Annotated in this window: 21 protein-coding genes; 7 read left to right on the top strand and 14 right to left on the bottom strand. The window is 65.3% G+C overall.

Going from position 1 to position 21,159, the window contains the following annotated elements:
- Positions 1-128: 128 nt before the first annotated feature.
- A complete protein-coding gene (dctP, locus tag AC3A35_RS05830) occupies positions 129-1,223 on the bottom strand; it encodes a TRAP transporter substrate-binding protein DctP (RefSeq protein WP_487434991.1) in 1,095 nt (364 codons plus the stop codon).
- Here dctP and AC3A35_RS05825 point away from each other — a divergent pair.
- Together AC3A35_RS05825 and AC3A35_RS05820 are read left to right on the top strand one after the other, a co-directional pair.
- Positions 1,207-2,472, top strand: a complete 1,266-nt coding sequence (locus AC3A35_RS05825) for a LysR family transcriptional regulator (protein WP_487434990.1) — start codon at positions 1,207-1,209, stop codon at positions 2,470-2,472. The genes dctP and AC3A35_RS05825 overlap by 17 nt on opposite strands.
- Before the next feature lie 99 nt (positions 2,473-2,571).
- Positions 2,572-5,568, top strand: coding sequence for a valine--tRNA ligase (locus tag AC3A35_RS05820; RefSeq protein WP_487434989.1), 2,997 nt, complete (start codon positions 2,572-2,574; stop codon positions 5,566-5,568).
- 80 nt (positions 5,569-5,648) lie between these two features.
- On the opposite strand, the gene AC3A35_RS05815 is transcribed toward AC3A35_RS05820, so the two are convergent.
- Both AC3A35_RS05815 and AC3A35_RS05810 read right to left on the bottom strand, forming a co-directional pair.
- On the bottom strand, positions 5,649-5,879 hold the full coding sequence (locus AC3A35_RS05815) for a sulfurtransferase TusA family protein (RefSeq protein ID WP_487434988.1): 231 nt from the start codon (positions 5,877-5,879) through the stop codon (positions 5,649-5,651).
- A 90-nt stretch (positions 5,880-5,969) separates the two neighbouring features.
- Positions 5,970-7,403, bottom strand: coding sequence for a M48 family metalloprotease (locus tag AC3A35_RS05810; protein WP_487434987.1), 1,434 nt, complete (start codon positions 7,401-7,403; stop codon positions 5,970-5,972).
- Positions 7,404-7,524: 121 nt separating this feature from the next.
- On the opposite strand from AC3A35_RS05810, the gene moaC reads away from it, so the two are divergent.
- Positions 7,525-8,019: a cyclic pyranopterin monophosphate synthase MoaC gene (gene moaC, locus AC3A35_RS05805; protein WP_487434985.1), complete on the top strand. Its 495-nt coding sequence runs from the start codon at positions 7,525-7,527 to the stop codon at positions 8,017-8,019.
- A 247-nt stretch (positions 8,020-8,266) separates the two neighbouring features.
- Positions 8,267-8,485 carry a Nif11-like leader peptide family natural product precursor gene (locus AC3A35_RS05800; RefSeq protein ID WP_487434983.1) on the top strand — a complete coding sequence of 73 codons (219 nt, stop codon included), beginning with the start codon at positions 8,267-8,269 and terminating at the stop codon, positions 8,483-8,485.
- 57 nt (positions 8,486-8,542) lie between these two features.
- Here the strand turns inward: AC3A35_RS05800 and AC3A35_RS05795 are convergent, their stop codons facing one another.
- The 9 genes from AC3A35_RS05795 to AC3A35_RS05755 all read right to left on the bottom strand — a co-directional run bounded on the left by AC3A35_RS05795 (position 8,543) and on the right by AC3A35_RS05755 (position 18,385).
- Positions 8,543-10,207 carry a methyl-accepting chemotaxis protein gene (locus AC3A35_RS05795; RefSeq protein ID WP_487434982.1) on the bottom strand — a complete coding sequence of 555 codons (1,665 nt, stop codon included), beginning with the start codon at positions 10,205-10,207 and terminating at the stop codon, positions 8,543-8,545.
- Positions 10,208-10,366: 159 nt separating this feature from the next.
- Complete coding sequence (locus AC3A35_RS05790; protein ID WP_487434981.1) at positions 10,367-11,080, bottom strand: ABC transporter ATP-binding protein; 714 nt, start codon at positions 11,078-11,080, stop codon at positions 10,367-10,369.
- A 10-nt stretch (positions 11,081-11,090) separates the two neighbouring features.
- Positions 11,091-11,795, bottom strand: a complete 705-nt coding sequence (locus AC3A35_RS05785; RefSeq protein WP_487434980.1) for an ABC transporter permease — start codon at positions 11,793-11,795, stop codon at positions 11,091-11,093.
- 163 nt (positions 11,796-11,958) lie between these two features.
- Entirely contained in the window at positions 11,959-12,255 is a 297-nt protein-coding gene (locus tag AC3A35_RS05780) for a hypothetical protein (protein WP_487434979.1), read from the bottom strand.
- Positions 12,256-12,258: 3 nt separating this feature from the next.
- Positions 12,259-12,510 carry a MoaD/ThiS family protein gene (locus tag AC3A35_RS05775; RefSeq protein WP_487434978.1) on the bottom strand — a complete coding sequence of 84 codons (252 nt, stop codon included), beginning with the start codon at positions 12,508-12,510 and terminating at the stop codon, positions 12,259-12,261.
- 14 nt (positions 12,511-12,524) lie between these two features.
- Positions 12,525-13,802, bottom strand: coding sequence for an NAD(P)/FAD-dependent oxidoreductase (locus AC3A35_RS05770; RefSeq protein WP_487434977.1), 1,278 nt, complete (start codon positions 13,800-13,802; stop codon positions 12,525-12,527).
- A gap of 69 nt (positions 13,803-13,871) precedes the next feature.
- Positions 13,872-15,719: an aldehyde ferredoxin oxidoreductase family protein gene (locus AC3A35_RS05765; protein WP_487434976.1), complete on the bottom strand. Its 1,848-nt coding sequence runs from the start codon at positions 15,717-15,719 to the stop codon at positions 13,872-13,874.
- 12 nt (positions 15,720-15,731) lie between these two features.
- Positions 15,732-16,208: a 4Fe-4S dicluster domain-containing protein gene (locus tag AC3A35_RS05760; protein ID WP_487434975.1), complete on the bottom strand. Its 477-nt coding sequence runs from the start codon at positions 16,206-16,208 to the stop codon at positions 15,732-15,734.
- Between the two features lie 155 nt (positions 16,209-16,363).
- Positions 16,364-18,385, bottom strand: coding sequence for a sigma-54-dependent Fis family transcriptional regulator (locus tag AC3A35_RS05755; protein WP_487434974.1), 2,022 nt, complete (start codon positions 18,383-18,385; stop codon positions 16,364-16,366).
- Between the two features lie 252 nt (positions 18,386-18,637).
- Between AC3A35_RS05755 and pedF the strand changes: the two genes are divergently transcribed.
- From pedF to AC3A35_RS05740, 3 genes are all read left to right on the top strand, one after another.
- The gene (pedF, locus tag AC3A35_RS05750) at positions 18,638-19,084 is read left to right on the top strand and encodes a cytochrome c-550 PedF (RefSeq protein WP_487434973.1); all 447 of its coding nucleotides are present in this window, start codon (positions 18,638-18,640) and stop codon (positions 19,082-19,084) included.
- On the top strand, positions 19,074-19,925 hold the full coding sequence (locus AC3A35_RS05745; protein ID WP_487434972.1) for a substrate-binding periplasmic protein: 852 nt from the start codon (positions 19,074-19,076) through the stop codon (positions 19,923-19,925). The genes pedF and AC3A35_RS05745 overlap by 11 nt, the downstream gene beginning before the upstream one ends.
- A gap of 155 nt (positions 19,926-20,080) precedes the next feature.
- Entirely contained in the window at positions 20,081-20,275 is a 195-nt protein-coding gene (locus AC3A35_RS05740) for a hypothetical protein (protein ID WP_487434971.1), read from the top strand.
- 73 nt (positions 20,276-20,348) lie between these two features.
- On the opposite strand, the gene AC3A35_RS05735 is transcribed toward AC3A35_RS05740, so the two are convergent.
- Together AC3A35_RS05735 and AC3A35_RS05730 are read right to left on the bottom strand one after the other, a co-directional pair.
- The gene (locus tag AC3A35_RS05735; RefSeq protein ID WP_487434970.1) at positions 20,349-20,669 is read right to left on the bottom strand and encodes a c-type cytochrome; all 321 of its coding nucleotides are present in this window, start codon (positions 20,667-20,669) and stop codon (positions 20,349-20,351) included.
- 37 nt (positions 20,670-20,706) lie between these two features.
- On the bottom strand, positions 20,707-21,078 hold the full coding sequence (locus tag AC3A35_RS05730; protein WP_487434969.1) for a DUF779 domain-containing protein: 372 nt from the start codon (positions 21,076-21,078) through the stop codon (positions 20,707-20,709).
- Positions 21,079-21,159 lie beyond the last annotated feature (81 nt).

Raw genomic sequence — 21,159 nt, 5'->3', positions numbered from 1 at the left:
ATCGACTCGATACAAGCAGCGGAACATCGGGTGGCGAGCGCCCGCAGCACGGGGAGGCAACGGCGCCCCGGACGCACTCCGGCGGGCGTCCGGACCGCAGCCGCGGCTGCGGTCTCATCGGCCGAGGATCAGAGGGTCTGCCCCTTGAGGTCATCCGCGGTGACGTATCCGAGGATCTCGTTCTTCATGTAGTCGAGATGCAGCTTGAACACGCGTGTCGCGTCCGGGTCCTTCTTCGCCCATTTGTACCAGATCGGTATCGCCGCCTTACGGAAGCGTTCGATATCGGTCGGCCCCATGCGTGACACCTCGGAGCCGGCGGCGATGAACTTGTCCATCGCCACCATGTTCGCCTTCTGAATCTGCACGTAGTGATGCAGCGAGTAGCTCTTCACCTGATCCTCGACCAGATCCTGCATCTTCTTGCTCAGGCGTTTCCAGGCCCCCATGTTCACGGTGAGATCCATCGTGTCCACCGGCTGGTATACGCTCATCGTGCCCGGTGGCCCAAACAGGATGTACTTGGTGACCTGATGGAATCCGAGGTCATAGTTGACCGCGGGGCCGACGTAGTCGGCCGCGTCGATCGTGCCCTTTTCCAGCGCCGGGAAGATATCCGAACCGGGCAGCGCCACGGTCGAGCAGCCGAACGCCTGAAACACCTCCGCCACCATGCCGCCGGGCAGGCGGATTTTCTTGCCCTTGAGGTCGTCCACCGAGCGGATGGGCACCTTGGAGTGGATGATGTTGGCGTCGTGGTGGATCGGCCCGACAAAGAAGAGCCCCTGCTTGGCGTAGATCTCGCGCGCCATCTCGAGCATGCCGAGACCGTAATACAGGGTGTCCCACTGGGCCGGCTGATCGGGCCCCATCGGGTACGAGGACAGGAACACCGAAGCCGGAATCTTGCCGGCCCAGTAGAGCGTGAACGGATTCATGCCTTGCAGCACACCGCTGCGCACCGCATCGAACAGGGAATTGTTGTCGGCCGCGACCGCCTTTGCCGGAAACGGCTGGATGCTCAGCTCCCCACCGGTCCTTTCCTTGAAGCCGTTGCACCAGGTCTCGAACAGCCGGTATCCGGTGGTTCCCGCATCCCAGGTGGACTGGACCTTCCACGTGGTCCCGGCCTGGGCGTGCGCATTGCCAATGAACGGTGCGCTCACCAGCGCAGTCGAAGCAACCGCCTTCAAAGCCTCGCGGCGAGTGAATGTCGTGCTCATCTTGTCTCCTTTGTCGTTATCGGGCCGGGCGGGCACCGTCGACTTATTCGTTCCCCCAATACGGCGACCTCGCCGCACCGGCATTCTCCACAGCTCCTCACCTCGTACATCGAACGCATTTCACGGCATCCCAGCGCGCCGCCCCGAATCCGCCCCAAACCGTGTATCCAAGGGAAAACCCGTACCCCCTGCGGCATTGCCATGGATTGGCGTCGTTGAATATTGCGCTGATTCCAAAGGTGAAAAAACACGGTATAAGGAATATCGCTTATTCTTCCAGGGCATCAATGACGCGGTCTTTCATGGAGATGCGCCGATGGACAGGTTCACCAGCATGCAGTTGTTCATCCGTCTCGTTGATAGCGGAAGCTTCTCGCGTACCGCGCGGGACATGAACCTGTCACAGCCCACGGTGACAAAGCACATCGCCGCAATCGAAGCCCGACTGGGCGTCCGCCTGCTCAATCGCAATACGCGCGGCATGCGCCTGACCGAAGCCGGCACGCTGTTCTACGAACGCTGCAAGATCATTCAGCGCGAGGTCGAAACCGCAGACGACATGGTCACCCGCCTGGGGGAGCGGATAAACGGTCGGCTGCGGGTGGCGAGTTCCTCGGGTTTCGGGCGGCGGGTGGTGATGCCGCTCGCGCAGGAGTTCATGGCCAGCAATCCGGGCGTGCAGTTCGACCTGCAGTTCGACGATCACATGATCGACCTGGTCGAGCACGGCATCGATGTCTCCGTTCGCATGGGCAAGCTTGCCGACTCCACGCTCGGCAGCCGCTGTCTCGGCGTCAACCCCTGGGTCACGGTGGCGAGCCCGGCGTATCTCGCCCGCTGGGGCGAACCTGCTCATCCGTCGTTGCTCGCCGGTCACGCCTGCATCGTCTACAGCAGCGTACAAGGCGATCACCTCTGGCACTATGCCGACGGAAAAGGAAGCCCGATCGCGGTAGCGGTCAATGGCCCGCTGCGGGCAAACAATATTTCCTGCGTCGCCTCGGCCGCACTCGACGGCATCGGCGTCGCCCTGCTGCCGCAATACATCGCGCGCCGGTGGATCATCGGCGGCACGCTGATCGCCATCCTGCGGGACTTTCCGCTGCCCTCGCAGGAGATTCATGCCGTCTATCCGTCACCCCGAATGATCCCGGCCAAGGTCAGCGCGTGGATTGGATTCCTGCAAGCGCAGTTTGCCGAAGATGCGTGGATCGAGCGCGACTGGAACAGCGACGACTCCCTGCCGTAAATTTCGCCCGCTCGTTCGGCTCCACGCGAACGCCACTTCCGGGCTTCAGGGGCGCATCCGCTATAATCGCGCCTTTGCCTTCAAGCGCGCTCAAACAATATGGAACTGGCCAAAAGCTTCGAACCGGCGGCTATCGAAGCCCGTCGCTACCCCGAATGGGAATCCCGCGGCTACTTCGACGCCGGTCTCGACAAGTCGAACCCGAACGCCTTCTGCATCCTGCTGCCGCCGCCCAATGTCACCGGCACGCTGCACATGGGCCACGGCTTCAACCAGACCATCATGGACGCGCTCACCCGCTACCACCGCATGCGTGGCCACAACACCCTGTGGCAGCCGGGCACCGACCATGCCGGGATCGCCACTCAGATCGTGGTCGAACGCCAGCTCGACGCGCAGGGCGTCAGCCGCCACGATCTCGGGCGCGAGAAATTCCTCGAGAAGGTATGGGAGTGGAAGGAATACTCCGGCGGCACCATCACCCGCCAGATGCGCCGCATGGGCACCAGTCCGGACTGGAAGCGCGAACGCTTCACCATGGACGAGGGCCTGTCGAAGACCGTCACCGAAACCTTCGTCCGGCTCTACAACGAAGGCCTGATCTACCGCGGCAAGCGCCTGGTGAACTGGGACCCGAAACTCGGCACCGCGGTGTCCGACCTCGAAGTGGTGTCAGAGGAGGAAGATGGCAAGCTCTACCACATTCTCTACCCCTTCACCGACGGCCCGATCGGTGAACTGGCCGGCCTGACGGTAGCCACCACCCGCCCCGAGACCCTGCTCGGCGACGTCGCGGTGATGGTGCACCCGGAAGACGAGCGCTACGCTCACCTGATCGGCAGGACCGTGCGCCTGCCGCTGACCGGGCGCGACCTTCCGATCATCGCTGACGACTACGTTGACCGCGAGTTCGGCACCGGCTGCGTCAAGGTCACCCCGGCGCACGACTTCAACGACTACGCGGTCGGCCAGCGCCACCGGCTCGACATGATCGTGGTGCTCACCCTCGGCGGCAGCATCCCGGCGGTCGCCGAGCGCTACACCACCGACGGTGAGGCCCTGGAAGGCGTCGCCATGCCCGCCAGCATCGTCGGCATGGACCGGGTGCCGGCGCGTGCACAGGTGGTCACCGAGCTCGAAGCGCTCGGTCTGATGATCGAGATCAAGGCGCACAAGTTGCAGGTCCCGCGCGGCGACCGCACCAATGTCGTGATCGAGCCGATGCTCACCGACCAGTGGTTCGTCGCCATGAGCAAACCGGGCACGGACGGCAAGTCGATCACCGAGAAGGCGCTGGAATGCGTATCCTCGGGCGAGATCAGGTTCTACCCCGAGAACTGGATCAACACCTACAACCAGTGGCTCAACAACATCCAGGACTGGTGCATCTCGCGCCAGCTGTGGTGGGGTCACCGCATCCCGGCGTGGTACGACGACGAAGGCAAGATTTATGTCGCGGCCAACGAAGAGGAAGCCATCCACAACTGGAAGGCCGACCTCGAGGCCGAGATCGCCAAGCTGCAGGCCGAAGTGCAGGCACACCAGTCCAACGGCGACACCGCCGAGCGCTACCCGGAGCTGGCCCAGCGTCTGGCCACCCTGCATGCGCGCTACGAGGAAGGCCGGCTGCGCCAGGAAGACGACGTGCTCGACACCTGGTACTCGTCCGCGCTGTGGCCGTTCTCCACGCTGGACTGGACCGCGGAGTGGCCGGCAAAAAGCAACGACGCGCTCGACCTCTACCTGCCCTCCACCGTGCTGGTGACCGGCTTCGACATCATCTTCTTCTGGGTTGCGCGGATGGTGATGATGACCAGACACATCACCGGCAAGATCCCGTTCAGGCACGTCTATGTACATGGCCTGATCCGCGACGCGGAAGGCCAGAAGATGAGCAAGTCGAAGGGCAACGTGCTCGACCCAATCGACCTGATCGACGGCATCGCCATCGACGAACTGGTCCAGAAGCGGACCTTCGGGCTGATGAACCCCAAGCAGGCGCAGAGCATCGAGAAGAAGACGCGCAAGGAATTCCCCGCGGGCATTCCGGCGTTCGGCACCGACGCATTGCGCTTCACCTTCGCCTCGCTCGCCAGCCCCGGTCGCGACATCAAGTTCGACCTCGCGCGCTGCGAGGGCTACCGCAACTTCTGCAACAAGCTGTGGAACGCCACCCGCTTCGTGCTGATGAATTGCGAAGGCGAGGACTGCGGCCTGAACGAGCACACCCCCGACCAATGCAGCCCCAGCGGCTACCTCGACTTCTCGTTTGCCGACCGCTGGATCGTGTCCCGCCTGCAGCGCACCGAAGCCGAAGTCGCCGCCCAGTTCGAGGCCTACCGGTTCGACCTCGTATCGCGCGCGGCCTACGAGTTCGTATGGGACGAATACTGCGACTGGTATCTCGAACTGGCCAAGGTCCAGATCCAGACCGGCACCCCGGCGCAGCAGCGCGCCACCCGCCGTACCCTGCTGCGCGTGCTCGAGACCGTGCTGCGCCTGGCCCACCCGCTGATCCCCTTCATCACCGAGGAGCTGTGGGAGACCGTGGCCCCACTCGCCGGACGCAAGGAGGCCGAGAGCCTGATGCTCGCGCGCTACCCGCAGGCCGATCTCGGCCGCATCGACGAAGCCGCCGAAGCGAAGGTCACCGAGCTCAAGGCGATGATCTACGCCTGCCGCAACCTGCGCGGCGAGATGGGCATCTCCCCGGCACAGCGCATGCCGCTGGTCGCGGCCGGCGACATCGAGGTGCTGAAGACCTATGCGCCCTACCTCGCCGGCCTCGCCAAGCTGTCGGCGGTGGAGATCGTCGCCGAGATCGGTGCCGATGAACTCGCCCCGATCGCGGTGGCGGGCGAAACCCGATTGATGCTGAAGGTGGAGATCGACATCGCCGCCGAACGCGAACGCGTCGGCAAGGAAATCGCCCGCCTCGAAGGCGAGATCGGCAAGGCCGAAGCCAAGCTCGGCAACGCCAGCTTCGTCGACCGTGCACCGGCCGCCGTGGTGCAACAGGAACGCGATCGGCTGGCCGGCTTCAAGGCCACGCTGGAGCAACTGCGCCCGCAGCTGGCGAAACTCGCCGGGCATTGATGCGACCGGCGCCCGCTGGCGCTGTCGCAATGACAAGGGCCGCTTCGTGCGGCCCTTTGTCTTGCCAAAACCGGTGCAGCCTACTTCCGCTTCATGAAGAACTCGAACGCCTTGTCGGCAGTTTCGCCCTGATGCATCAGTTCGTTACCGGTCTGCTTGGCAAAAGCCTGAAAATCCTTCACTGACCCCGGATCGGTCGCCACCACGCGCACCACTTGCCCGGGTTGCAGTTCGGCCAGCGCCTTCTTCGCACGCAGGATCGGCAACGGGCAATTCAGACCACGGGCGTCCACTTCCTTGTCGAAATCCATTGTTTCGTCCTTTGTCGTCTTTATCAGCAAACCCGCGGATTTTAATGTAAAGCGGGGCCTCCCGGTAGGCGAAAACCCGCGCCAGGCAGATCAGCGCTCGCGATCGAGGCGCTCCTCACGTACCCGAACCTTCATTTCACGCAGCCGGGCGTCGACCGCCGAGAGCTCGTAGAAGTCGCCGTCGCCCGCCTTGCGGGCGATCTCGAGCTGCTCGAGGGCGGCCGGATAGCTCCCCTGCAAGGCATAGACTTCGGCCTGGGCGCGATGCTGGGCGGTACGCTTGCCGAGCGCGGCATTCGCCCGCGACAGCAATCTCCACATCCGGATGTCGTCGCCGCGCGCCTGCAGCGCCTGCCGCACGCCCGCCACCGCGTCCGCCGGCCGTCCGGCGATGATCTGCGCATCGGCGAGCGCATAGCGCACGCTCTGGTTGCCCGGAAAGCGCTTTGCCGCGGCCTCCAGCGTCCTGACCGCCGCCGTGGGGTCGCGCCGCGCCATCTCGAGTTCGGCGCCGAGCGACTCGATGAACGGCGACGGTTCGGCCGTACGCCGCAGCGCTGCCAACCGGGTCTCCGCCTCGTCGAGACGACCCGCGCGCATCAGCGCCCGAACCAGCCCATAGTGCGTCGCCTCGTCCTTGGGGGTCCGTGCGCTCCGATCCTCGTACTCCCTGACCGCATCGGCCGGCTGCGCGGCCTGCACCCGCAGCTTGGCGCGCACGAATCGAAAATCGGCCGAATCCGGCACCTGCCGATAGCGCATCGAGGCGGCGCGGTTCTCCATGTCCGCAATCCGCTCGGTGGTGAGCGGATGGGTGCGCAGGTAGGCCGGCGCGTTGTTCTCGTACAGGCGGCTCGCGCGCTGCAGACGCTCGAAGAAACCGGGCATGCCGCGCACATCGAAACCGGCAGCCTCGAGTGTCTGCAAGCCGACCCGGTCGGCCTCGCGTTCGAAGTCGCGGGTATAGCCCAGCTGCGACTGGATCGCCCCGGCCTGCCCGGCGGCCACCGCCGCCTCGCTCACCTGCGAATTGCTGCGCGCGGCCAGGATCGCCACCAGCAGCGAAGCCAGCATCAGCATCCCGGCCTGGCCCTGCTTGCCGACGATCTGCGCGATGTGGCGCTGGGTGACGTGAGCGATTTCGTGGCCGAGCACCGAAGCCAGCTCCGATTCGCTCTCCGCGGCGAGAATCAACCCGGTATGCACGCCGATGTATCCGCCCGGCAGCGCAAACGCATTGAGCGTGCCGTCCTTGACCCCGAAGAAGTCGAAATTCTGCTGCGGATTGTTGCTGACCGCGACCAGGCGCTTGCCGAGACGGTTGATGTACTCCTCGACCTCCGGATCGTCGAGATAGGCGGCATCCTTCCAGCGGATCTCGCGGATGATCTCCTCGCCGATCCGGCGCTCCTCGGCCGGCGAAAACTCGGACGCACCCACATCTCCCAGATCGGGCAGATCGAGGGCGTGAGCAGGAAAGGCCAGCGCAAGGCTGAGCAGCAGGGCAAGGGATCGGCGCATCATCGAATGCTATGATAACCGTCCTCGCGGACTCGTTCATGAGAGCGTGTATCGGCATGTAGCATGCGGCGGGACGACCGGTCGCAAACCCACTCAAACCCTGAATCCACCTCTGTACAACACCATGAGCGAATCCAGCCACTCCGCCCTGACCCACTTCGATGCCGAGGGCCAGGCCCACATGGTCGACGTCGGCGCCAAGTCCGAAACGCGCCGGGTGGCGGTTGCCACCGGCCGCATCCTGATGGAAGCGGCCACCTTCGCCATGATCCAGTCGGGCAGTGCGAAAAAAGGGGATGTGCTCGGCATTGCGCGGATCGCGGCGATCCAGGGCGCCAAGCGTACCAGCGAGCTGATCCCGTTGTGCCACCCGATTCCACTCACCCGCGTCGCGGTGGAGTTCGATAGCGACGCCGCGGCGTGGGCGATCCGCTGCACGGTCACCGCCGAAACGGTCGGCCGCACCGGGGTCGAAATGGAGGCCCTGACCGCGGTCGGCGTCGGTCTCCTCACCATCTACGACATGTGCAAGGCCGTCGACCGCGGCATGCGCATCGAGGGCGTGCAGTTGATGGAGAAGCGCGGCGGAAAGTCGGGGCACTGGGTGGCGGGGGCGTAGGCGCCACGCCGAAGCTCCGGTGCAAAGCCTTCAAGAACGGCCGGAAGGGAGGAAACCCGACAAAACCAGCCGCGGTCATTGCTCGCAAATTGCCATCAAGTAACTGATTTAAAATGAATTGATTCCCGGATCCACGCACAGGCATCGGTCTTGCGTTCACCCTGTATTGCAGGAGTCCTGCACTGCGGGGAGGCATGGCGCAAGCGCCACACCTCGATCTCAATACGGAATCGAAGAGCAAGGAATCATGGCAATCAAGGACATCAAGGCGTTTTCGGACAAGGCCCGTGCGGATGCGGCCCTCGGCGAACAGCTGAAGGCCTGTCAGAAAATCAAGGAGCTGCGCGCGCTCGCCAGCGAGCACGGGTTCACGATCGACGAAGTCGAACTCTACCCGCCCAACGAACCGCAATTCACCGAGGACCAGTTCTCCGAGCGCCTGTGCAAGGCACTGCTGCGCGTCTGAGGAGGCACGCCGGCCGTCCCCCGACAGCAAACGGGGCCGGCCGCACCGGGCCCGGGCTCACATCTTGAAGCGACCCAGCATCTCGTCGATGCGGGTCGCGATCGAGTTCAGGCCGCGGGCAGCAACCGAGGTCTCTTCCACCACCCCCGAATTCTGTTCCGCCATGTCGGCAATGCGCTCGACATTGCGGGCAATATCGTTGGCGGCGGCCCCCTGCTCGCGCAAGGCACTGGAAATATCTCCGACCACGCCATCGACTGCACGCGCACTGGCAGTGATCAACCCGACCGCTTCACCGGCACGGTTTGCGACCTCGACCCCACCGGTCGCGCCGGCGGCGCTTTCCTCCATCACGGCGAACACGTCGCCGACACTGTGCTGTATGGCACCGATCAGCTGACTGATCTCGGTCGTCGACACGGCGGTGCGCTCCGCGAGCTTCCGCACTTCGTCGGCGACCACGGCAAAACCACGCCCCTGCTCGCCCGCCCGCGCAGCTTCGATGGCCGCATTCAGGGCCAGCAGGTTGGTCTGGTCGGCCACATCCCGGATCACGCCGACCACCCTGGAGATCTCTCCGGTCCGGTCGCGCAGATCGCCCATCCGCTCGGTCGCCTTCTGAATGCTGCTGGCAATGTGCCGCATCCGGTCCACGGCCTCGTTGATCACCACTCCGCCGCTCTCGCTCTGGGTGCCAGCCTCCCGGGCCAGCCGCGCGGCCTCACGCGCCGAATCGGCGACGTGATTGATGCTGACGGTGACCTCTTCGACCGAGGCCGCCATCGACGACGCCGCCTCGCTCTGCTTGCCGGAGGCGCTGGCCACGCTGTCGGCCGACGTGGTGAGCTTCAGCGCCGACGTCGACAACTGACCGGATGCCCCCTGCAGTTCGCCGATCACCTGACGCAGGTTCTTGCGCATCACGTCGAGAGCCACTTCGAGGCGCCCCAGCTCATTGTCGCCGCCGGTCAGCGCGATCTGCCGGTCGAGGCTCCCCGCCGCAACACTCTCGGCCGCGCTCACCGCCTCGTCCAGCGGTCTCCTGATCGAACGCGAGACCCCGATCCCCAGCAACAGTCCCGTCACCGCGGCAAACACCACCACCCCGCCGAGCAGCCACTGCTCCGTGCGATAGTCGGCCTCGGCCTCGGCAAAGAGGCGCTCACCGCTCTTGAGTTGGGCGACGGCCAGCTGGTCGAGCAGCGGCATCTTCGCCATCATCGATGCCTGGCCATCGATCACAAAGCGGCGTTGGACCTCCATCGAGAAGTCGCCGCCGCGCAGGGCCGCACTGGTTTCCCTGATCAGGGGCAACATCTCGTTCACGGACGCATCGAACTGCGCCACCAGGGCCTGCTCTTCGCCCTCGGCCGCCCGTCCGCTCTTGAATGCCTGCCAGCCCTGGTTCAGGTGCGCGATCTGTTCCTCGACGTGGTCGAGGTGCACGGTCGTGGGGTGGCTATGCAGCGCGGCCAGCTCGTGATCGGGCTGATGCTGAAGCGCACGCAGGATCTCGAGGTTGATGCCCTGAACGGCTGAACGGACCTCGCCCAGGCGCTCCACCGGATCGAGCAGACCGGTCTGCATGCGCTCTATGCTGGATACCGTGCTGGCCATGCCGACCAGGCCGAGTACGCCGGTTGCAATGATGAAGCCCAGCATCAGCAACTGCAGCACGGCGAGCCGGGTGCCCACCCTCATGCGGGAGAAAAGGTGGATCATCGCGTACTCCGAATCTTGTTCCGTGGACGAGCACCCGGAGGACTCCGGGAACTAACAGCGATAACGGCTGCGAGCGGTATTACTTTAGAAATACCGAAGCACGGATCCAGAGCGCTCCCTGCGAATCTCGCTGCAAGTGGGCGAGTCCGTCCAGCCCGATCAGAACGTCATCCGCCAGGGCAGCTCGCCCTGGATGAAAAGCTTTGCCTCGGCGGACGCCGGACGGGAGAAAAAGCGCTGGGTCGGCGTGTGCTCGCACACCTTGCCATTTGCCAGGAACACGATATCGTCGCCCAGCCGGGTCGCCTGGCCGAGGTTGTGGGTGACCATCAGGATGCGCGTGCCGTCGGTGCGGATCTCGCGGATGATGCGCTCGACCTCGGCGGTAGCCGAGGGATCGAGGCTCGCCGTCGGCTCGTCCAGAAGCAGAAGCCGGGGTCGGATCAACCAGGCGCGCGCCAGCGCCAAGCGCTGGCGTTCGCCGCCCGACAGACGGGACGCACTTTCGGTCGCACGATGGGCAAGACCGATCCGCTCCAGCACGGCCCGTGCGCGACGCAGGCGTTCGCCTGCCGCAACCCCCAGCGGCTTCAGGCCGAGCGCGACATTCTCCTGTACCGACGCGCGCAGCAGCATCGGATGCTGAAACACCATCATCACGCCATGTTCGGGCCGCCCCTCCGTTCCCCACGCGATCGTCCCGCCGGTGGGCGCCACCAGTCCGCACAGCACACGCAGCAGCATGCTCTTGCCTGCCCCGTTCGGCCCCAGCACGAGGGTGATGCCCTCGCTGCCGAGTTCGAGATCGATCCCGTCAAGCACCGCACGCCCGTTGGGGGAATAGCGAAGCGCGTCGATCCGGATCGGAAACATCGTCCTCGCCCTAGCCATAGTGCCGCATCGTCCACTGCCGCAGGACGAAGGCGAGCGCATTGAGCGCGAGAATGATCAGGATCAGCACCAGCCCGAGCGCGATCGCCAGCGGCAGATCGCCCTTGCTGGTTTCGAGCGCGATCGCGGTGGTCATCACCCGGGTCGAGCGGTCGATGTTGCCGCCGACGATCATCACCGCCCCGACCTCGCTCATCGCCCGCCCGAGCCCGGCCAGCACCGCCACCACCAGCGAATGGCGGCAGTCGTAGAGCAGCGTGGTCACGCTCTGCCACCAGGTAAAGCGCATCACCTGCAGCTCCTCGGCGTAGCGTTGCCACACGTCCTCCACCACCTGGCGCGCAATCGCCGCCATCAGCGGAATCACCAGCAGGGTCTGGGCGATGACCATCGCGGTCGGCGTGTACAGCAGACCGGCACTGCCGAACGGCCCGGAACGCGACAGAAAGAGATAGACGACGACCCCGACCACGACCGAGGGCAGGCCCATCAGGCCATTGACCAGCACCGACGCCATGTTCTTGCCCGGGAACCGCCCCACCGCGAGACAGGCCCCCAGCGGCAAGCCGATCAGGGTGCCCAGCGCCACCGCTCCGCCGCTGACCTCCAGTGACAGCCACACGATCTCGGCCACGCGCGCATCGAAGGTGGTGAGCAAGGCGAGCGCATCGGTGAAAGTGGAGGTGAACATCGACATCGACGGGAGAATAACCGAAACCGCCGGAATCGGCGCCGGACGCAAGAAACGGGTTCTCCGCGGCGCAGAGCCCGTTACCGCCGTGGCAACGACCGGGGGGTCTTTCCGAGTGTTGTTATCAACTGCGGGGGAAGACAACAGCAAGCATTACGCCAGCAAACCCTTATCCACCGCCCTTCTGCATGCCGCGGTCGAGGATTGCCAGCCACCGGCGATGGTCCTCCGCCGATCCGCCACCGAAGCGATACCGCACCATCAGGCGGGGGAGTTCGAGCAGGCCGATCCTGCGCATGCCGCCAGGCCGCAGCTCGAGTTGCAGGCTGAGCGGGCCATCGGTCAGCACCAGGCGTCCCGCGTCGGCCGAACCGGTCACCGCCGGCCAGGTCGCACGCAGATCGCGTTCGAACTGGGCCGGCGTCGCGGTCACTTCGCGGTCGACGATGCCTTCCGGATCGGACACGCTTCAGCCGCCGGCGATCGGCGGCCAGATCGCGAGTTCGTCGCGCTCGTTGAGCCGGTGGCGAATGCGCTCGGACGGTGGCACGAACACGCCGTTGACCAGCACCAGATGGGCGCTGCGCTCCGGCACCTGGTAGCGCCGGATGAGCTCGGCCACCGTGGTCCCTTCGTCCACCTCGAGTTCGAGGCGGTTGCTCTTGCTGTCCGGCGGCAGGTAGTCCGACAGCGAGGCGAACAGCTTGAACGCGATCTTCATCGTGGGTGCGGTCCTCAGCGCGCCAGCGCCATCGGCTGCGAGGTCGCCACGTAGGCATCGACGAACTGCAGCGGCGCGGCGAGCAGGCGATCCTTCCACGCGCCGAGCTTGACTTGGCCGTGGATCAGCCCGCGCAGGGCGCCGACATGCTCGGTGAGCCCGATCGAGGTGGCACCGATCAGCACGTCATTCTTGAACTGCAGGCTCAGGTAGCGGCTGCGGGCCTCGTCCACATGCTCGATGCCCTGCCCGCCCTTGTCCGCCTCTTCCCCCCACCACTGCCCGAACGAGGTCGAGATCAGCCCCAGGGTGTCGAGCACGTTGATCGCCAGGACGCCGTTCAGCCGCGTGTCGCGCCCGGCCATGTTGAGCGCCGCCACCCGCGCCTGGTCGGCCGCGTTGGGCTGGATCGCCGCGACCAGGTGCGCGCCCGTGAACACGTCCGGCGCTTCGGCCACGTCGCCCGCGGCGTAGATGCCCTTCACGCTGGTTTCGAGCCGGTCATCGACCAGCACGCCCTTGGCCACGTGCACCCCGGTGCCTTCGAGGAAGGCGACGTTCGGTGCAACGCCGGCGGCGACGATGACCAGGTCGCAGTCGAGCTTGTCGCCGGTGGTCAGGGTGACCGTGAGCGGGGCGTCGGCCCCGTGGTCGCTGCCGCGATCGATGCGGCTCACCCCGGCCGAGGTCACCACCCGGACGCCCTTGTCCTCGACCCAGCGCTTGATCATGCCGCCGGCCTTGGGGGTCATCATGCGCGGCACCATGCGGTCGCCCATCTCGACCACGGTGAGCTCGACCCCGCGGCTGGCCAGCGCCTCCATGATGATGCAGCCGATGAAGCCGGCACCGAGCTGCAGCACCCGCGCACCGGGCTTCGCATGGTGCGCGATCGCGCGCGCGTCCTCGAGGGTCCAGCAGGTCTGCACTTCGGGATAGTCGACGCCCGGGATCGGCGGACGCACCGGGTGCGAGCCGGTCGCGATCAGCACGCGGTCGTAATCCTCGAAATGGCCGTCGAAGAACAGCACGCGCCGCCGGTCGGTGTCGAGCGCGACCGCGCGGCCACGCAGTTCGCGAATGCGCAGGCTGTCGAAATAGCCCGGCGTCTTGCGCAGATAGGTGCCGCGCTCGTCGATGTTCTCTTCGAGCAGGTAGGGAATGGCCATGCGCGAATAGGGCGGTTCGTCCTCGTTGCCGATCAGCACGATTTCGTCCTGCGGCGCGGCGCGGCGCAGGGTTTCGGCCGCCACCACGCCGGCGGGGCCGTTACCGAGTATCAGGTGTTTCATGGAGTGTCCTTGCTCAAGGGCCGGCCCCGCCCACCATGGGGCGGCGCCGGCGATGGTCACGCCACGCGCTCAGAGGCTGAGGCGTGCCAGGGTCTCAGCGGTGGGCACCCCGTCGGGGGTCCAGCCACGAACCTGGTAGTACTCCGGCAACATCTTCGCCAGCCCGTTCACCAGCCCCTTGGCCGGCCCGGTCTTGGCCGGTTCGGTGGTCAGGCGCGGCGGCAGGTTGTCGTCCTTGGCAGTGAAGCCGGCCGCGTTGTTGAACTGGCGCTCCATGTTCCAGATGCGCTCGCCCACTTCGTTCAACTTCTCCATGCTCCAGTCGCCTTCGCAGGCGGCGGCCAGTTGCGGCTGCACGTCGGCCAGGGTCCACGCGAAGCTGGTGAACACGCAGATGCCGGCCGAGTCGAACACCGCGGTCGCGTCCTGGAAGGCCTTGACCAGCTCGGGCTTGCCCTCGGTGACCAGCGGATCGGTCTTGACCGGGATGCCGAGCACCTCGGAGGCCACGGTGTAGCCGCGCAGGTGGCAGGCGCCACGGTTCGAGGTCGCATAGGCCAGGCCCATGCCCTGGATGCCGCGCGAGTCGTAGGCAGGGAACTCCTGGCCCTTGACGCTCATCGACAGCTCGGGGTGGCCGTACTTCTCGCACAGGCGCTTCGAGCCCAGCCCGATCTCCTTGCCGAAGCCTTCGCCCTGGGCGGTCATCTCGACCATCTTCGCCAGCGCTTCGGCCGAACCGAAGGGCGACTCGATGCCCAGTTGCTCCTTGGTGAGCACGCCCATGTCGTACATCTCCATGACCGCACCGATGGTGGCGCCGAACGAGATCGGATCCATGCCCTGCTCGTTGCAGATCATGTTGGCGTACTGCAGGGCTTCGAGATCGCCCACGCCGTTGGCCGCACCCAGTGCCCACGCGGCTTCGTATTCCAGCCCGCCGGAGGCGCCCCAGTACTTCGGGCTGTTCTTGACCGTGAAGTGGCCCTTGTCGATCTCGGAGATCCGGCCGCAGGCGATGGTGCATCCGAAGCAGGCGGCGTTGGTCACCAGGTGGGACTTGCCGTCGCTCGGGCGCTTCTCGTGCATGGCTTCGGCGGAGATCTTGCCCGCGTCCTCGAACTGCACGTCGCGGTGGTTGCGGGTGGGCAGTGCCCCCATTTCGTTGATCACGTTCATCAGCACCTGGGTGCCGTAGGTGGGCAGGCCCTGGCCGGTGACCGCGTTGTCGGCAAGCACCTTCTTGGCCTCGGTGGTGGCCTTCATGAACGCGGGGAAATCCTTGATGCCCGAGGTTCCCTTGGTGCCGCGCAGCGCGACCGCCTTGAGATTCTTCGAGCCCATCACCGCGCCGACGCCGGAACGCCCGGCGGCACGGTGCAGGTCATTGACCACACAGGAGAACATCACCTGGTTCTCGCCCGCGAGGCCGATCGACGACACCCGCACCAGCGGGTCCTGCAGTTCGTGCTTGATCGTCTCTTCGGTTTCCCAGCAGCTCTTGCCCCACAGGTGGCCGGCGTCGCGCAGTTCGGCCTTGTCGTTCTCGAGGAAGAGATAGACCGGCTTGGGCGAGCGGCCTTCGAAGATGATCATGTCCCAGCCGGCGAACTTCATCTCCGCGCCGAAGAAGCCGCCCGAGTTCGAACAGGCGATCGCCCCGGTCAGCGGCCCCTTGGTGACGATCGTGTACCGTCCGCCGGTGGAGGCCATGGTGCCGGTCAGCGGTCCGGTGGACATGATCATCTTGTTGTCCGGCGACAGCGGATCGACCTTGGGGTCGATCTCGGACACCAGGTACTTGGTTGCCAGCCCGCGCGAGCCCAGGTAGTCCTGCGCCCACTGCATGTTCAACGGCTCTTCGCTACAGGTGCCCGCGGTGAGATTCACCCGCAGGACTTTTCGGTTCCAGCCCATGATTTCTCCTCCTCAGGCAGCGGTGGCGGGGGTGTTGGCTTTGGCAGCCCAGGCGCGCATCCGGTCCAGCCCGGTCCAGTCGGCGTCGATATAGGTGATCGCGCCGGTCGGGCAGGCCTTGGCACAGGCCGGGTCGCCCTCGCACAGGTCGCACTTCTGCACCTTGCCGGTGTCCTGGTTGTAATTGATCGTGCCGAACGGACAGGCGATCGTGCACACCTTGCAGCCCACGCAGGTGTCCTCGTAGACCATCTTCGCACCGGTGGAGAGGTCGATGCGGATCGCATCGACGGGACAGGAGTTCAGGCACCACGCCTCGGTGCACTGGGTACAGGTGTAAGGAACCTTGCGCCCTTCCGCTTCAAAATTGAATACCTTGATCCGCGATGTGCTGGGATTGAAAACCCCGGTGTTCTCGTAAGAACAGGCCATCTCGCACTGCAGACAGCCAGTGCACTTTGCGGGATCAATATGTAGTGATTTCCACATCGATCTTCTCCTCCGGTTCGTTGCTTATGACAGTGATGAAGCGCCTGCTATGAAGCATGCTTCATACCTGTTCTCGAGAATACGCCGGACCCAGTACGGGACAAGCGCGGGAAAACCCCTAGTAGACGTTGCGCGTCCGTCCGCCGCGCAAACCGTTAATTCATCCGCCCGATCTTGCGATAGAGCGTGTTGCGACTGATGCCGAGACGACGCGCCGCGGCCGACACGTTGCCGCCCACTTCGCGCATCACGACCGCGATCGCCTCGAGCTCGATCTCGTCCAGGCTGCGACCGCTGGCCGCCACGGCAGGCCCTTGCGAGGGCGACAGGCTACGCCCCGCCCCGTCCCTGTCGCTCTCGGCATCGTCCATGGGGTCGGAACCGAAAAGTTCCTCGGGAAGGTGAAGCGGCAGGATTTCGTTCTCGTCGTCGTCGAGCAAGGCCGCAGCGACCCGAATCACATTCTGCAGCTGGCGCACGTTGCCCGGCCACGGATAGCGCTCGAAGAACTCCAGCACCTGGTCACTGATCGTGACCGGAGCACTGCGCGAATCGCCGACTTCCATGTCGAGGATGTTGCTCACGATCGAGCGGATGTCGGTACGATCGCGCAGTGGCGGCAGCGTCACTGTGAGACCGTTCACGCGGTAATAAAGGTCCTCGCGAAAACTGCCCGCACGCACGGAATCGCGCAACACCCGATGGGTGGCGCAAACCAGCGAGATATCGACCGGCACCTGGCGCTGGGCGCCCACCGGGGTCACGCAGCGCTCCTGCAGCACTCGCAGCAGGCGGGCCTGCATGGAGAGCGGCATGTCGCCGATCTCGTCGAGGAACAGCGTACCGCCATGCGCCTGCTGGACCTTGCCGACCGAACCTTCGCGTCGGGCGCCGGTAAAGGCGCCGCCGACGTAGCCGAACAACTCGGATTCGATCAGATTCTCGGGAATCGCCGCACAGTTCAGTGCCACGAACGGGCCTTCCTGACGCGGACTGGAGAAATGGAAGGCGCGCGCGAACAACTCCTTGCCGACTCCCGACTCGCCCTGAATGAGCAGCGGAATGTCCTTGGCCATGATGCGCGCGGCACGGTCGAGGGCGAGTTGCAGTCGCTGGTCGCCGGTGGCCAGACACTCCAGGGTCATCCGGCCGTTGCGTGGATCACAGCGCGGCTTGCGGCCGGCAGCGGCCACCGCCGGCGGCTGTGCGGGACGGAGCCCCGGGGCGGGACCGACCCGTGGCAGCGAACAGCATCGCATCCTGATATAGACGCGCTCGCCCTGTCTCAACTCGACCGCCTGCAGCGAGGAGGTATCCCGGCTGCAGCGATCCACCAGGTTGCCGAAGGGAAGTTTGAACACGCCGTTGAAATCGACCCCCACCACCGCACCCGCGGCGAGCCCGAGCAGTACCCGGGCAACACCATTGGCGCCGACGATGCGGCCCTCGGAAGTGACTGCCAGCAGTCCCTCTTGCAGGCCGCCGATACATTCGGGACGGACGTGCAGCGCAATCAGGATGTCGCGCGCGAACTCGACCTCGAACAAGCGCTTCTCGAGCAGCTGCGCGGCCAGTCGGGCCAGCCCGAGGGTGTGACGCTGGTTGCTGCGATAGTCGCCGGAAATATCGAGCACCCCGGCCACCTCGCCCGCCGGATTGAACACCGGTGCCGCACTGCAGGTAAGGATGTTGTTGCGTTCGAGAAAGTGCTCGGCCCCGATGACCTCCATCGGGGCGGCTTCCATCAGCGTGGTACCGATGGCATTGGTCCCGCGCAGCATTTCGTTCCAGCACGAGCCGGGCTGCAAGGCCACCCGCTGCGCCCGGCTGACAAAATCGGGGTCGCCCAGGGTGTGCAGGATCATGCCCTGACTGTCGGCCAGGATCACCATGCTGCCCGAAGCACGAATCTGCTCGAACACGTGCTCCATGATCCCGCTGGCGTTGCTCAGCAGGAGCTCGCTCCGTTCGCGCGCATCCGCCAGGCCGCTGCGACCTTCGGGATCACCCCGACCGTCGGCGCGAAAATCCACGCCGCTGTCGCGACAGCGCAGCCACGATCGCAACACCGCGTGTGGCACATCGCCATCGGGAGCATCCCCGCGAACGAAAAACTGCTGCCGCGCCTCTAACAGGCGCGACTCGTGCGGACTTTGGGCCGTCGGATGACCGGTCATTCCTCCTCCTTCATGTCCCCCGCCGTGAATGATTGTTGTAGTGCGGGGATGTATCAAAACTTAGCACCTGCCACGAATCGCAGCAACCGCAACGTTCGGGTCAGGGTGACAGCAATCAGCAATTTCCTTGCCACACCCTGTTTATCGAAATCATGGCACACCGTTTGCAGTATGTACCTTAGCCGGGGACACCGCGAGACACTCGGCACCTGGATACACTCTGCTTCAACATCAGACATGAGGAACGAAAAAGTGGACCACAAGTACACCAAGGAGACGATCACCCGCACGCTGCGCCAGGCCACATTGGCGGCGCTGCTGGCAGGGGCCGCCACGTTCGCCGGAGCCCACGGTGATGTGACCCCGCAGGCCGTGGATGTTTCCACGCTCAAGGCCCTCGGTGCCGACTGGCTTGCGAGCAACCCCTACCGCAAGGACAAGGAGGCGATCCGCATCGGCGACTCGGCCTACAACCAGAACTGTGCGCGCTGTCACGGCCTCGGCGGCGTATCCGGCGGCATCGCGCCCGACCTGCGCTACCTGCCCGAAGGCGACGAGGGCGACGAGATCTTCCTGCAGCGCATCCGCACCGGCGCCAGCCGCGACGGCCGGGTCTACATGCCGCCGTTCGAGGGCATCCTGCCGCAAGAGGCCATGTGGGCGATTCGGGCGTGGCTGGAGACCGTAAGTGCCGACTGACCGCCGCCACTTCCTGCTCGGCACCGGCGCCCTGCTCGCCGGTGCGATGCTGCCGGCCCATGCCGCGGCCGAGCTCGAGTTGCAACAGGCGGGCGCCTTGCGGATCGCGGTGTACGCCGATTTTCCGCCGTGGTCGGCGAAAGGCAAGGGCATCGATATCGCACTGGGCAAGGCGCTCGCCGACAAACTCGGGCTGCGCGCCGAATTCGTCGAGTTCCCGGCCGACGAGGACATGAACGACGACCTGCGCAACATGGTCTGGCGCGGCCACTACCTGGGCACCAGGCCGGGCGACGTGATGCTGCACGTCCCCGTTGACGCCAGCCTCGCCGCCCAGAATGACAAGGTCAGCATTTTCGCGCCCTATCACCTCGAAACCATGGCCATTGCGCGCAATCCGGCGCGCGTACCGAAGATTGCCGGGTCCGCTGCAAACGCATTCGAGGTGTTCACCCGCGAAAAGATCGGTGCCGAACTCGACACCCATGGCAGCGACTTCCTGCTCCATGTACTCAACGGGCGGCTGCGCGAGAACGTCAGCCATTTCCGCAGCATTCCACTTGCCGCCGAGGCGCTGCGGGGCGGCGAAATCGCTGCCGTGATCGGCACCCGGACCGAACTCGAGGCGGCGCTCAACGGCGCCCCCGAGATGGTCATCGACACTCTGCAGATGCAGGAACTGCGCGTCACCGGCTGGCCGCTGGGAATGGCCGTGAAGGCCGACAACAAGGCGCTGGCCATGGCCCTGGGCAATGCCCTCGGCGAGCTTCAACGCGCTGGCCAGCTGACCCGCATCTTTGCCGACCATGGCGCCGTCCATCGCGTCCCGGGCGGAACCTGAGTCATGCCCGTTCGCAACCGCGGACCGGAGCGGGCGCGAACGACCTGGAAAGCGATGGATACACCATCGGCCGCCGCCCGCGACGGCGGTGGCGGCCATTGCCCTGCACTGGCTACACGCCGCGCTGGTGGTGGGCCTGATCGGCTGGGGAGTACATGGCGGAGCTGCCCAAGGGCGCGGAACGCAGCTTCGCCATCGGCGCGCACAAGTCGTTCGGCGTCGTCGCACTGGCGCTGGTACTGCTGCGGCTGGGGTGGCGCAAGCGGCATCCCGCACCCGCGGACCGGCGCCTGACCGCCGGTGAGCGCCGGCTTGCGGATGGCGGCCACCGCCCGAATCTTCCTGATTGATCCCGCGTCGCTGTTCAGCGACTGTTCCACATCGGCACACCTGCTCCGTTCGGGAACAGGTGTGCCAAAATAATCAGTTCGCCGCGCCAGCCAGAATCCAGTCGATCGCCGCCTTCAGGTTTTCGTCGCTGATCTTCGTCGCATCGTGCGGCATCATCGGGACGGTTCCCCATACCCCTGCGCCGCCGGTGCGCACCTTTTCGACCAGTTTCGCCGCCGCGTCCGGCTGTCCCTGGTACTTTGCCGCCACCTCGCGGTAAGCCGGCCCGACCATTTTCTTGTCCACCGCGTGACAGGCCACACAGCGCGCCTTCTTGACGATATCGAGCGAGGCTGCAACCGGACCCGAAACGGCCAGCGCCAGGCTGGCTACCACAAGCATCTTCATCATCATCCTGATTTCTCCGCGTAGAGGCGCGCCGCGCGCCGATTCAAACCAGACCGGCCCCCATGAGCTCGGTCCATTCTTCATCCGTAAACAGTCTCGACCGGGTGTGAAAACTCTTGCCTTCCGGGCCCTCGAGCGAAAAGGTGCCGCCACCGCGCGCATCGATCACGTCGATGATCAGCTGGGTGTGCTTCCAGCACTCATACTGCGCCAGGCCCATGTAGAACGGAAAACCTCCAATCTCGCCGAGCAGCACATCACCGGCGCCGATGGTGAGGTCGCCCGGCAGATAGCAGTTGGCCGCGCTGCCGTCACAGCACCCACCCGACTGGTGAAATATCAGTGCGCCGTACTTGCGCTGCAACAGCGCGATCAGGTCCAGCGCGGCCTGGGTGGCAATCACTCTTTCGACCATCTCGGTCTCCTTTTTCGAAAAAAAGCCGGGCGACCGAAGCCGCCCGGGAACTCACTTTCATGAGGAGGGAGAAACACATGG

It is taken from the genome of Azoarcus sp. Soil_N_20 (genome assembly GCF_057656155.1).
The sequence above is the reverse complement of the archived record's forward strand: the minus strand, read 5'-3'. Positions and strand labels throughout refer to the sequence as shown.